The following is an 11907-nucleotide window of genomic DNA, read 5'->3' as shown; positions in this document are numbered from 1 at the left end:
ATTATAGCCTCCTAGCCTTTCTTTTAGCTGCGGCAGCCTGGAATTTGGCATCCTGGTTCTGATTAGCCTTCTTACGCCGAACCGTCTTAGGGTCGATTAATAGCGGGGAATAGAGCTCTAGACGATCTCCAGGATAAATGGGACTATCCCAGTCCTTGCGCTTACCAAAGACCCCGAAGCAGCCTTTTCTGGCTAAAACAGGGTCGTCTGGACCAACTGCGATTCCAGCTCTAATGAGGGCTAGACCAATCGTAGGTGACTCTTTGGCTGATAGAAGGAGCTTGAACGCCTTAAGTTCTGGCTCACCCTGCCTGGCATCACAGAGAATGAGGTCAAGCGAGCGCTCAGCCATAGAGGTCTTCGGCACGCTTTACAAAGCAGTCAACAAAGGTGCCGGCTATATGTCGAAATACTGGGCCAATAATCTTGTCCAGAATGACGCTCTTGAACTCCCAGTGCAGCTTGAACTCCACCTTACAAGCATCTTCCCGCAAAGGGATAAAGTTCCACTGCCCAGAGAAGTGCTTAAACGGACCGTCTACAAAGACCATATCAATCGTTTCAGGGCGGTGATTCACATTTCGAGTATGAAAAAACTGGGTAATGCCCTTGAAATGAATATTAATTTTGGCGTCGAGCACGGTCTCAGTCTGCTCAAAAATTTCTACCCCACCACACCAAGGCAGGAACTCAGGATAGCGGGCGACATCGGTCACTAAGCCGTACATACGGTCGGCTGATTGGCCAATTAAAACGGTCTTGTAGACGTCTGCCATAATCGTTCTTGAGAGCTAAATAAATATGAGTATCGTCGATAACAAAAAAGCCTTCTTTGATTATTTTATCGAGGAGCGCTTTGAGGCAGGGCTTGTGTTGGAAGGCTGGGAAGTGAAAGCCATCCGAGCAGGGCGCGTGCACGTCAAAGAAGCGTATGTCGTCATTCGCAAGGCGGAGCTATTTTTGATCGGCTGCCATATCACCCCCCTACTCTCAGCCTCCACCCATATCGTTCCCGATAGCACCCGCACTAGAAAGCTCCTGCTCAATGCTATCGAAATTAAAAAACTCATCGGCAAAGTAGAGCAAAAGGGCTACACCCTGGTACCGCTCAACCTACATTTCTCCAAAGGAAATGTGAAGTGTGAGATTGGTCTAGCCAGAGGCAAAAAGCAACATGACAAACGCGCAGCCACTAAAGAACGTGAGTGGGAAGTCCAAAAAGGTCGCATTGCCAGAGGCGATTTAAACGCTTAATCCCAGAAAAACTGGGGTAGACTACCCTTAGGAGCGAATATTTGAGCATTTATGCACCTTTATGGTGCAATTCGGCACCAAGCCGCTTCAAATGAGTCATTCCAGCTTTTATAAAGGCATTAGTTTGGTAACTATGAAATTGCCTTTTGACGAAATGCTCGACGCCGCAGGCAAAGCGCGTCCCCACTACCAAATCTTTCACAACTGGCTGAAGCAGCAAAGTGACACCCTCATGGGTCTCAAACGCGCTGAAGCAGATCTGATCTTTAGAAGAGTGGGCATCACCTTCGCCGTCTATGGAGATGACCTAGGTTCAGAAAGAACCATTCCTTTCGATCAAGTACCGCGCATCTTTACTGCCAAAGAGTGGGAGCAATTAGAAGCTGGATTACGCCAACGAGTCAAAGCACTTAATCGCTTTATCTACGACGTGTATCACGATGAAGACATTATTAAGGCAGGCATTGTTCCAGCTGAACAGATTTATAACAATGCGCAATATCGCCCCGAAATGCGCAACGTCAGCATACCGCGCGACATCTACGCACAAATTGCTGGAATAGATATCGTTCGCGCCGGCGAAGGTGAGTTCTACGTTTTAGAAGATAACTTGCGAGTTCCGTCTGGCGTGTCTTATATGGTTGAAGACCGCAAGATGATGATGCGACTCTTCCCTGACCTCTTTCAAAAATATCGCATTGCTCCTGTAGAGCACTACCCCGATCTTTTATTGGAATGCCTCAAGTCAGTTAAACCGGATGACGTTAAAAAACCAAACGTTGTTGTGTTGACTCCAGGCATGTATAACTCCGCTTACTTTGAGCACAGCTACCTCGCGCAGCAGATGGGTGTTGAGTTAGTAGAGGGTAAAGACTTATTTGTGAAAAATGAACAAGTCTTTATGCGAACTACTCAAGGGCCTGAGCGCGTTGATGTAATCTATCGCCGCGTTGATGATGACTTCTTGGATCCGTTGGCATTTCGCTCTGACTCCACCCTGGGTGTTGCAGGACTCTTATCTGCACACCGCGCTGGTAACGTGACACTGGCAAATGCAATTGGCACTGGTATTGCTGATGACAAATCTATCTACCCATATGTACCCGAGATGATCGAGTTTTATCTTGGTGAGAAACCGATTCTTAATAACGTTCCCACTTTCCAGTGCCGTAAGGCAGATGACTTAGCTTATACATTAGCCAATCTGGATAAGTTGGTGGTGAAGCTGACCCATGGTGCCGGTGGATATGGCATGTTAGTTGGTCCGGCATCAACCAAAGCAGAGATTGAAGAATTTAGAACTCATCTCATCGCTAATCCAGATAAATATATTGCGCAACCTACATTGGCACTATCCACCTGCCCTACCTTTGTTGAATCAGGCGTTGCTCCAAGACATATCGACTTAAGACCCTTTGTTCTCTCAGGCAAAACTATCAAGATGGTTCCTGGTGGATTGACTAGGGTTGCACTCAAAGAAGGCTCTTTAGTAGTGAACTCCTCCCAAGGTGGCGGAACTAAAGATACCTGGGTATTAGAAGAGTGAATGAAGAGTATGGGGAATAAGAAAATATGTTGAGTCGTACCGCTGATTGTCTTTATTGGATGGCCCGTTACACCGAGCGCGCAGAGAATACTGCCCGCATGCTCGATGTAAACCATCAAACCTCACTACTTCCACAGCCTGCAGAGTTTTTAGAGCAGAGTTGGAAAAAATTACTCACTATTTCTAAGTTGGAAGAAGCCTTCCTCAGCAAATATGATGTCGTTAATCGTGAGAATGTTTTGGACTTCATGATTTATGAGACCAGTAATCCCTCTAGTATCGTTTCTTGCCTTTTTGCAGCGCGTGAGAACGCACGCGTTATCCGCGGCAAGATTACTTCCGAGGTTTGGGAAACCCAAAACACTACGTGGCTTGAGCTGCAGCGCATCCTAGAGGCAAGACATCAAGCTGATCCTAGTCGCCTTTTGGAGTGGGTCAAGCACCGCTGCCACCTCTTTAGGGGTGTTCTATACGGCACGATGCTGAAGAATGAGGCCTTTTACTTTATCAATGTGGGAACCCTGCTAGAACGCGCCGACAACACCGCACGTATTTTGGAAACTAAGTATGAGGACCCAGCAGCCCTGAGAGTTCTTGGCGCCAAGAAATCCTCGGAAGATGGTACAGACGGTGAATTCTTTGACTTCTATCACTGGGCGGCGTTACTGCGCTCCGTCTCAGCATTTGAGATCTATCGTCAAATTTATTCTGATCAAGTCACACCAAAACAAGTCGCACAACTACTCATCTTCAATAAACAGATGCCTCGCTCCTTGGTATCCTGCGTCAATGAATTAATCCCCCTCATTTCCGAAGTTAAGAATCAGCAATCCAAAGAAATTGAACGTTTGCTTGGAAAGCTCAAGGCAAGTTTGGATTACTCTGATATTGATGAGGTATTTGAGCAAGGCCTGGAAGAATTTATTGAGGCTTTCTTAGAGCGCATTAACTTCATAGCCGATGAGTTTAGCAATGCTTATCTCATTCCACTGGCTGTTGCCTAAGAAATCACAAAGACTATATGCATCTTAAAATTCGCCATCGCACGGAATATCGCTATGAAACACCGGTGCGTTATTCCATACAAGAGTTGCGCTTGACGCCTCCTACTCTCGCTGGCCAACAAGTCGACAAATGGAGAATTAGCACGCCAATTAAAGCATCTAGCTCTATAGATACTTTTGGCAATCTTTGCAGTGTATTCGTGCAGGAGAGCCCTTACACCTCAATGATGATTGAGGCTGAAGGTGAAGTGCATACACAAGATGCATATGAGTTTTTAGATGATGCTAAAGCAGTTTCGCCTTACTACTTACTGCAACAAACCAATCTGACTGAGCCTACAGACGAAATGTTGGAATATTTCTCTTATGGCATTCCAAAGAAAAATTCAGTTGATCAAATACTTAAACTTGCTGAGGCAGTTCAAGGCTTGATTGTGTATTCTCCTGGCCAAACGAACTTTGCCACTACTGCAGCTCAATCCTTCGCCATGAAATCTGGTGTTTGCCAAGATCATGCCCACATTATGTTAAGTCTCTGTCGCGCCTCTGGAATTCCCGCTCGATATGTCAGTGGTTATTTCTTTGCAGAAGAATCTCCAAATCTTGCTAGCCATGCTTGGATTGACTTTTGTAGCGATATCGATAAAGGCATCTGGACCGGCGTAGATATCACCCACGCCTGCTTAGTTGACTCACGTCATATTCGCCTTGCTATTGGTCGAGATTATTATTCCGCCGCGCCTGTTAAAGGGGTCCGCTCTGGCGGTGGTGGAGAAGAACTCAGCGCTAACATTTCGATTCAACAGCTGCTATAGCAACCCTCTGGGATATTTAAGAGATAATCCCAGGAAATAATGAAGAGGGTCTGTGTATGACGTATTGCGTTGGGCTTTGCCTAAAAGATGGTCTTGTTTTCTTATCCGATACCCGGACAAATGCTGGCGTCGACCAAATCGGCACCTTTAGAAAGATGACCTTGTTTCAAAACAAGGATCGCTTCTTTACCTTAATGAGTGCGGGCAATCTCGCCATTACCCAATCCGTTAAAGAAATCCTGCTGCAAGGACAGCTTTTTAAGGGCAAGAACCTCTGGACAGCCAAAAACTCCTATGAAGCTGCTGTTGTTGTGGGTGATGCTATTAAACAAGTGTATGAACGTGATCATGCCGCACTTGAAAAATCGGGCCTTGAATTTAACTGCAATATGATTTTTGGTGGTCAAGTAAAAGGTGAGAAACCGCGCCTATTTAATATTTATTCGGCTGGGAACTTTATTGAGGCTACACCCGAGACTTGCTATTTCCAGATTGGTGAATCTAAGTACGGCAAGCCCATCTTAGACCGAGTACTCAATTTCAATACACCGCTTAATCTGGCAACTAAGTGCGCCCTCATCTCCATGGACTCCACCTTGAAAAGTAATATTTCGGTTGGACTACCTCTGGATATGTTGGTTTACGAAATAAATTCTCTGAAAGCCACGAAGCTCGTGACTCTAGATGATGCAAACCCCTATTTCGCAATGATCCATCAAGCCTGGGGCGAGAAACTACGCGAGGCTTTTAACTCCATAGCGGAACCCAGTTGGAGCGGCGCTCATAAATCGAGTGATATCTCCACTCCTGCTAAAAAAATGGGGATTGTTCCTATCAATCATCCACCATCTAAGGCGAGAGCTCAAAAGGCCACAAGAACAACTAAGGCTACCCCCGTAAAGAAGATGGCAAAGAAAGTGGCGCCGAAGAGGGTGGCTGCAAAGAGAAAATAATCCTCCATTAATGAAGTGTTGGATGCATTTACAAACAAAAAGGCCTAGAAAAAATCTAGGCCTTTTGCGTTAACGCTATCTGCTTTGGTTTAGGCTTTTAAATTCTTACCCAACATCTCCCAAGTAGCCACTACGCTATCTGGATTTAATGAGATTGAGGTAATTCCCTTTTCAACCAACCAACGGGCAAAGTCTGGGTGATCTGAAGGACCTTGACCGCAAATACCAACATATTTGTTTTGCTTACGGCAAGCATCAATTGAACGAGCAATCATGAACTCTACCGCTGGATCACGCTCATCAAAGTCGATAGCCAACAATTCCATACCGGAGTCACGATCTAGACCCAATGTTAATTGAGTCATATCGTTTGAGCCGATTGAGAAACCATCAAAGTACTCCAGGAACTGATCAGCCAAAATCGCATTAGATGGGATCTCACACATCATGATGAGACGCAAACCATTCACACCACGCTTCAGGCCAAACTTCTCCATCATGTCGATCACGCGCTTAGCCTGATTGATAGTACGTACAAACGGAACCATGATTTCTACGTTATCCAAGCCCATATCTTCACGAACACGCTTCATTGCTGCGCACTCGAGAGCAAAGGCTTCGCCAAAGTCTTCAGAAACGTAACGTGACGCACCACGGAATCCCAACATTGGATTCTCTTCATCAGGCTCGTAACGCGATCCGCCAATTAACTTCTTATATTCATTGGACTTGAAGTCTGACAAACGAACAATCACTGGCTTTGGATAGAAAGCAGCAGCAATAGTTGCTACACCCTCAACCAGCTTGTCTTCGTAAAACTGACGTGGGCTTGCATAGCCACGAGCAACACTCTCAACTGCACGCTTGAGGTCAGGGTCAATATTTGGATATTCCAATACAGCACGTGGATGCACACCAATGTAGTTGTTAATAATGAACTCAAGGCGAGCCAAGCCAACACCAGCATTCGGGATCTGGCAGAAATCAAATGCCAACTGAGGATTGCCGATATTCATGGTGATCTTCACTGGAATCTCTGGCAATACGCCACGAGATACTTCAGTCACTTCGGTTTCGATCAAGCCATCATAAATATGGCCTTCGTCACCTTCAGCACAAGAAACCGTCACCATCATGCCGTCTTGCAAGTGCTCAGTGGCATCACCGCAACCAACAACCGCAGGTACGCCTAATTCACGGGCAATGATCGCTGCGTGACATGTGCGTCCACCACGATTAGTCACAATCGCTGAAGCACGCTTCATGACTGGTTCCCAGTTCGGGTCAGTCATATCGGCAACCAAGACATCTCCTGGCTGAACACGATCCATCTCGCTTGGGTCACGAATAATGCGTACTGGACCTGCGCCAATCTTTTGACCAATCGCACGACCTTTTGCCAATACCTTTGAGCTACCTTTTAATTTGTAGCGCATCTCCACTTGACCAGCAGCTTGACTCTTTACAGTCTCAGGGCGCGCTTGCAAGATATAGATACGGCCATCTTGACCATCTTTACCCCACTCGATGTCCATTGGACGACCGTAGTGTTTCTCAATGATCACTGCGTACTTAGCCAACTCAGTGATATCCACATCCTCCAAAGAGAAGCGGTTACGCTTTTCTGGAGTGACATCAACAGTTTGTACTTTTTCTGCAGAGCCTTTAGGGGCAAATTGCATCTGAATCAACTTAGAGCCTAAGGAGCGGCGAATGATTGCCTTCTTATCTTGAGCCAAAGTGGTTTTAAAAACATAAAACTCGTCTGGATTTACTGCGCCCTGTACAACGGTCTCGCCCAAGCCATAGCTTGAGGTAATAAAAACTACATCCTCAAATCCTGACTCGGTGTCCAGAGTAAACATCACGCCAGCAGCGCCCAAGTCAGAACGAACCATGCGTTGAATACCAGCAGATAAGGCTACTTCAGCGTGGGCAAAGCCCTTATGAACACGGTAGGAGATCGCGCGATCGTTATACAAAGAAGCAAATACTTCACGAATCTTCTTTAGAACATCATCAATACCTTCGACGTTCAAAAAGGTTTCTTGCTGACCAGCAAAAGAAGCATCTGGCAAGTCTTCGGCAGTAGCTGATGAACGTACCGCAAATGAACCTTTACCAGAGTCATCCAATACAGAAAATGCTTTACGAATTTCTTCGTCCAACTTTGGTTGAAATGGCGCTGTCTCAATCCAGCTACGAATTTCTGCACCAGCTTGCGCCAATGCGCGCACATCATCAATATTCAAGCCTTCCAAGCGCTGTTGAATGCGCTCAGTCAAATTGTTGTGCTTTAGAAAGTCACGGAATGCTAACGAAGTCGTTGCAAAACCCGTAGGAACACGAACCCCAGTAGACGCCAACTGAGAAATCATCTCTCCTAATGACGCATTCTTACCACCAACCGATTCAACATCAGTCATGCGGAGTTGTTCAAAAGGCAAAACGTAGGCATCAGCCATACTGCTATTTTGTTGCTGTTGGTTGGACATAAAATACTCTCAAAAGATAAGGAAACTGGTGTAGCGGCCACCCTAAAGGGGGCGTGCTTTAATATGACTCTATTGTAGTGCTGACCCTGACTTTTAAGCCAAATCCATGTCCAACGAAACCCGCATTGTTTTTATTGTCTCTGACGGCACCGGCATTACTGCCGAGAACTTCAGCCAGTCGATTTTGGCCCAATTTGAGGCTACTTTTAAGCATATTCGAGTGCCTTTTGTGGATAGCGTCGATAAGGCCTACGATGCCGTTAGCAGCGTCAATCAAGCGGCTACTAAATATGGGGTGCAACCCATCGTTTTCACCACTTTGGTGAACTCCGAGCTCAATGCAATCGTGGCCAAGGCAAATGGCCTTATTTTGGACATGTTTCAGACCTTCGTAGCCCCTCTAGAGGAGGCTTTAGGCATGAAATCCACCCATGCCATGAACCGCCTTCACCATAATGCCGATACCGAGGCCTATAAGAACCGGATTGAGGCCATTAACTATTCCTTGGCCCATGATGATGGTCAATCCAATCAAAACCTGGCTGAAGCCGATGTCATTCTGATTGGCATCTCCCGGGTTGGCAAGACGCCAACCAGTCTTTACCTGGCTATGCAGTATGGGCTCAAAGCAGCTAACTACCCACTCATTCCAGAAGACTTTGAACGAGGACAGCTCCCAAAAGATCTGGTGCCTTACCGTCAAAAAATCTTTGGCTTAATGATTGATGCTGAACGACTCTCAGAGATTCGTAATGAGCGCAGACCTGGTAGTAACTACGCCAAGCTCGAAAACTGCCGTTATGAAATTAACGAAGCGACGGCGATGATGAAAAAACAATCTATTCCTTGGGTGCTCACTACAAGCAAATCCATTGAGGAAATTGCTACAACAGTATTACAAGCAATCAAATCGGATAAAACGATACTAGGGTGAAATAGTATTTTTCAATGTCTGCTTTCGACCCAAGGGAGACCTTGGAGGACAAGTCTAGTAACTCATCCCCCTAGTGTGTTACTACCTTGACCGATCCATCCACATATAGTTCTGCTGCATCATTTGGTTCATCATGTTCTGCTGCATACCCATGTATTGATCCATCATGTATTGGCGTTGCTTTAACTGCTCAGGTGTTAATTTAGAGTAATAGGGGCCCATACCATTCCAACCCATCATTGGACCCATCATGTGTCCACCCATCATGCCGCCGTTACCACCACAACAACCCATCATTCCCGAACCCCACATGCCTTGCATCATATTCATGTTGCCCTGCATTGTGCTCCAGTGAGCCTGCATCAGCTTTTGCCTTTCTTGCGGATCTTGAGTTGCACGGATCTGATCCATCTGCTGTTGCATCTTTTTAAAGTTCTCTTGAATTTGAGCGGCTTGCTTATCAAACTCCGCTACATCAACATTTTTTTGTTGTGTCTGTGAGGCCTTAGTGCCCGCCCCTGCTGTTTGCGCCAAAACGGGCGCACTTAGTAAAACACCTAAACTTAAAATCGCAACCCATCCTAGCTTTTTCATTTTAGTAATCCTTGAGTTAACTGCTTGATATGAACTAACACCTAGCTTCTTAATAACCGCAATCCATTTGCCACTACTAGCAAGCTCGCACCCATATCCGCAAATACCGCCATCCACATCGTGGCTTGCCCTGTAAAGGTAAGCACAAGGAAGATAGCCTTAATGCCTAGAGCAAGAACAATGTTTTGAGTCAGAATTAGAGCGGTTGATTTGGATAGCCGAATAAAGGTAGCAATCTTGCGTAAATCATCATCCATTAGCGCAACATCAGCAGTCTCTATCGCAGTATCGGTTCCAGCCGCCCCCATCGCAAATCCAATACTTGCTCTTGCTAAAGCAGGGGCATCATTAATGCCATCTCCAACCATGCCTACCTTTACATTGGGATCCTTTTTTAGGCGACTGTCAATTATTTTGAGCTTATCTTCAGGCAATAAATTACCCAAAATCTCATCGACACCCACCTGCTTACCTATTGCCTTGGCGGTATGCTCATTGTCACCAGTGAGCATGATGGTAGTCACACCTAATTGGTGAAGCTCATCAATAGCCTGCTTGCTTGTTTCTCTAACAGTATCGGCTACCGCAATAATGGCTAAAACCTCTGTTTGGTTGGTAAGCAATACGGCCGTTTTGCCTTGCTGCTCTAGTGGTAATAAACGATTCTCAATATCATCAGAGCACAAACTCAATTCTTCAATCAGTCGATGATTGCCAAGGTAATACAAATTACCCTCAATAACGCCTTTGACACCGCGACCCAGAATCGCCTCAAAGCTATCTACAGTCTTTAAATCATTCTTTTGCTCTTGATTAGCATGGGCAATTGCTAGAGATACGGGATGATCAGATCGTGCTGCAAGACTGATGGCAATTTCGTGAATATGCTTGTCATTGCCACTTAATGCAAAAAAGTCCGTTTGTGCAGGCTTCCCGTAGGTGAGGGTCCCTGTCTTATCTACTGCCAAGACCTTCATGCTCCGGCCTGCTTCTAAAAAAGCACCTCCTTTAATTAAGATGCCTTTTCTTGCAGCGGCTGCTAAGCCACTCACAATCGTTACAGGTGTTGAGATCACCAAAGCACAAGGGCAGGCAATCACTAACATGACTAATGCTTTATAGATCCATTCCTGCCATGACTGCGCCATTAACAATGGAGGCAAAACAGCGACTAACACCGCAAGCAAAAAAACAGCTGGCGTATAGATCTTGGCGAATTGATCAACAAAACGCTGGGTGGGCGCACGACTTCCTTGCGCTGCTTCTACTGCATGAATAATTCGAGCTAGCGTTGAATGAGTCGCTTCTGCAGTAACTTTGTATTCGAATGATCCCGTCTCATTGATCGTTCCTGCAAATACCTCATCGCCAACTATCTTATCGACGGGTAGGCTCTCACCCGTAATTGGCGCTTGATTTACTGCCGAGTTACCACTTATTAATATGCCGTCTAAAGCTATTCGCTCTCCAGGACGCACTCGAACTAAAGCACCTAAAGCGATAGCCTTTACATCCGTTAGCGCCCAAGAGCCATCGGCTTGCTGAACGGTTGCGGTTTCAGGGGTGAGGTCTAATAAGCCACGAATCGCATTACGAGCACGATCTAATGACTTGGCTTCAATTACTTCAGCTAGAGTAAATAAGAACATCACCATGGCGGCTTCTGGCCAACTTCCAATCGCCATCGCGCCTGTGACTGCAATTGACATTAAGGCATTGATGTTGAGATTGCTATTCTTTAATGCAATCCAGCCCTTTTTATAAGTGGTAAGGCCCCCTGAAGCAATTGAGGCGATTACTAGAGCAATGACAATCCACTGATTACCAAGTTGCAGCAATTCCATGATTTCAGCCAAGGTTGCAGTGATACCTGCAACAGCCAATGGCCACCAATTTGTTTTAGGTATAGGCTCAATCGAGCTGTCCTTTGTAGAAGTCTCACCACTTTGTAGCACCGCCTGCATTCCAATTGAACCCAAAGCGGACTCGATAGCGTCAAGTGAGTTGAGATTGTGACCAACCGTGAGCATCCTTTGCATTAAGTTAAAGTCCAGCAACTCAATGCCGCTTACACTCGCTAGCTTTTTGCGAATAAGCGCCTCTTCAGTTGGACAGTCCATATTTTCAATGCGATAGATGGCCTTATTCTTGCTCGGCATCTCAGAAGCCTTTGTCACAGGAGTTGATGCAGAACAACTACAGGAGGTATTGCATTCGCTCATAGCGGAAACCTAAATGATGAAGACATAGAACATTTAACAACCTATAGTAACTATAGAGTCAAGGGATTAGAATAAAAATGTAAAAACTTG

The 11907-nt window shown here is 45.8% G+C and carries 11 protein-coding genes; 6 read left to right on the top strand and 5 right to left on the bottom strand.

Annotated elements, in window-relative coordinates; translation table 11 throughout:
- Window position 1 precedes the first annotated feature (1 nt).
- Window positions 2-352: an RnfH family protein gene (locus C2755_RS03010; protein ID WP_215321712.1), complete on the bottom strand. Its 351-nt coding sequence runs from the start codon at window positions 350-352 to the stop codon at window positions 2-4.
- Complete coding sequence (locus C2755_RS03005) at window positions 345-776, bottom strand: type II toxin-antitoxin system RatA family toxin (protein WP_215321711.1); 432 nt, start codon at window positions 774-776, stop codon at window positions 345-347. Before C2755_RS03005 ends, C2755_RS03010 begins: the two co-directional genes overlap by 8 nt.
- A 25-nt stretch (window positions 777-801) precedes the next feature.
- On the opposite strand from C2755_RS03005, the gene smpB reads away from it, so the two are divergent.
- The 5 genes from smpB (at window position 802) to C2755_RS02980 (ending at window position 5572) form a co-directional block, all read left to right on the top strand.
- Window positions 802-1254, top strand: a complete 453-nt coding sequence (gene smpB / locus C2755_RS03000) for an SsrA-binding protein SmpB (RefSeq protein ID WP_072583017.1) — start codon at window positions 802-804, stop codon at window positions 1252-1254.
- A 133-nt stretch (window positions 1255-1387) separates the two neighbouring features.
- Window positions 1388-2800 (top strand): circularly permuted type 2 ATP-grasp protein, encoded by a 1413-nt coding sequence (locus C2755_RS02995; RefSeq protein WP_215322276.1) that lies wholly within the window; start codon window positions 1388-1390, stop codon window positions 2798-2800.
- A gap of 26 nt (window positions 2801-2826) precedes the next feature.
- Window positions 2827-3804: an alpha-E domain-containing protein gene (locus tag C2755_RS02990; RefSeq protein WP_215321710.1), complete on the top strand. Its 978-nt coding sequence runs from the start codon at window positions 2827-2829 to the stop codon at window positions 3802-3804.
- A 17-nt stretch (window positions 3805-3821) separates the two neighbouring features.
- Complete coding sequence (locus C2755_RS02985) at window positions 3822-4619, top strand: transglutaminase family protein (protein WP_215321709.1); 798 nt, start codon at window positions 3822-3824, stop codon at window positions 4617-4619.
- 56 nt (window positions 4620-4675) lie between these two features.
- A complete protein-coding gene (locus C2755_RS02980; protein ID WP_215321708.1) occupies window positions 4676-5572 on the top strand; it encodes a peptidase in 897 nt (298 codons plus the stop codon).
- An 89-nt stretch (window positions 5573-5661) separates the two neighbouring features.
- Here the strand turns inward: C2755_RS02980 and ppsA are convergent, their stop codons facing one another.
- The gene (gene ppsA / locus C2755_RS02975; RefSeq protein ID WP_251368523.1) at window positions 5662-8067 is read right to left on the bottom strand and encodes a phosphoenolpyruvate synthase; all 2406 of its coding nucleotides are present in this window, start codon (window positions 8065-8067) and stop codon (window positions 5662-5664) included.
- A 106-nt stretch (window positions 8068-8173) separates the two neighbouring features.
- Between ppsA and C2755_RS02970 the strand changes: the two genes are divergently transcribed.
- Window positions 8174-9001, top strand: a complete 828-nt coding sequence (locus C2755_RS02970) for a pyruvate, water dikinase regulatory protein (protein ID WP_215321707.1) — start codon at window positions 8174-8176, stop codon at window positions 8999-9001.
- 81 nt (window positions 9002-9082) lie between these two features.
- Here C2755_RS02970 and C2755_RS02965 read toward each other — a convergent pair whose 3' ends face one another.
- Window positions 9083-9595 (bottom strand): hypothetical protein, encoded by a 513-nt coding sequence (locus C2755_RS02965; RefSeq protein ID WP_011903512.1) that lies wholly within the window; start codon window positions 9593-9595, stop codon window positions 9083-9085.
- A 41-nt stretch (window positions 9596-9636) separates the two neighbouring features.
- On the bottom strand, window positions 9637-11817 hold the full coding sequence (locus C2755_RS02960; protein ID WP_215321706.1) for a heavy metal translocating P-type ATPase: 2181 nt from the start codon (window positions 11815-11817) through the stop codon (window positions 9637-9639).
- Between the last annotated feature and the right edge of the window lie 90 nt (window positions 11818-11907).

It is taken from the genome of Polynucleobacter sp. MWH-S4W17, assembly GCF_018687535.1.
Taxonomy (GTDB): domain Bacteria; phylum Pseudomonadota; class Gammaproteobacteria; order Burkholderiales; family Burkholderiaceae; genus Polynucleobacter.
This window is presented reverse-complemented; position numbering and strand designations above follow the sequence as displayed.

What these genes read in the sequence shown, in the direction of transcription:
- C2755_RS03010 (WP_215321712.1), bottom strand. Translation starts at nt 352, where the DNA reads ATGGCTGAGCGCTCGCTTGACCTCATTCTCTGTGATGCCAGGCAGGGT.
- C2755_RS03005 (WP_215321711.1), bottom strand. Translation starts at nt 776, where the DNA reads ATGGCAGACGTCTACAAGACCGTTTTAATTGGCCAATCAGCCGACCGT.
- smpB (WP_072583017.1), top strand. Translation starts at nt 802, where the DNA reads ATGAGTATCGTCGATAACAAAAAAGCCTTCTTTGATTATTTTATCGAG.
- C2755_RS02995 (WP_215322276.1), top strand. Translation starts at nt 1,388, where the DNA reads ATGAAATTGCCTTTTGACGAAATGCTCGACGCCGCAGGCAAAGCGCGT.
- C2755_RS02990 (WP_215321710.1), top strand. Translation starts at nt 2,827, where the DNA reads ATGTTGAGTCGTACCGCTGATTGTCTTTATTGGATGGCCCGTTACACC.
- C2755_RS02985 (WP_215321709.1), top strand. Translation starts at nt 3,822, where the DNA reads ATGCATCTTAAAATTCGCCATCGCACGGAATATCGCTATGAAACACCG.
- C2755_RS02980 (WP_215321708.1), top strand. Translation starts at nt 4,676, where the DNA reads ATGACGTATTGCGTTGGGCTTTGCCTAAAAGATGGTCTTGTTTTCTTA.
- ppsA (WP_251368523.1), bottom strand. Translation starts at nt 8,067, where the DNA reads ATGTCCAACCAACAGCAACAAAATAGCAGTATGGCTGATGCCTACGTT.
- C2755_RS02970 (WP_215321707.1), top strand. Translation starts at nt 8,174, where the DNA reads ATGTCCAACGAAACCCGCATTGTTTTTATTGTCTCTGACGGCACCGGC.
- C2755_RS02965 (WP_011903512.1), bottom strand. Translation starts at nt 9,595, where the DNA reads ATGAAAAAGCTAGGATGGGTTGCGATTTTAAGTTTAGGTGTTTTACTA.
- C2755_RS02960 (WP_215321706.1), bottom strand. Translation starts at nt 11,817, where the DNA reads ATGAGCGAATGCAATACCTCCTGTAGTTGTTCTGCATCAACTCCTGTG.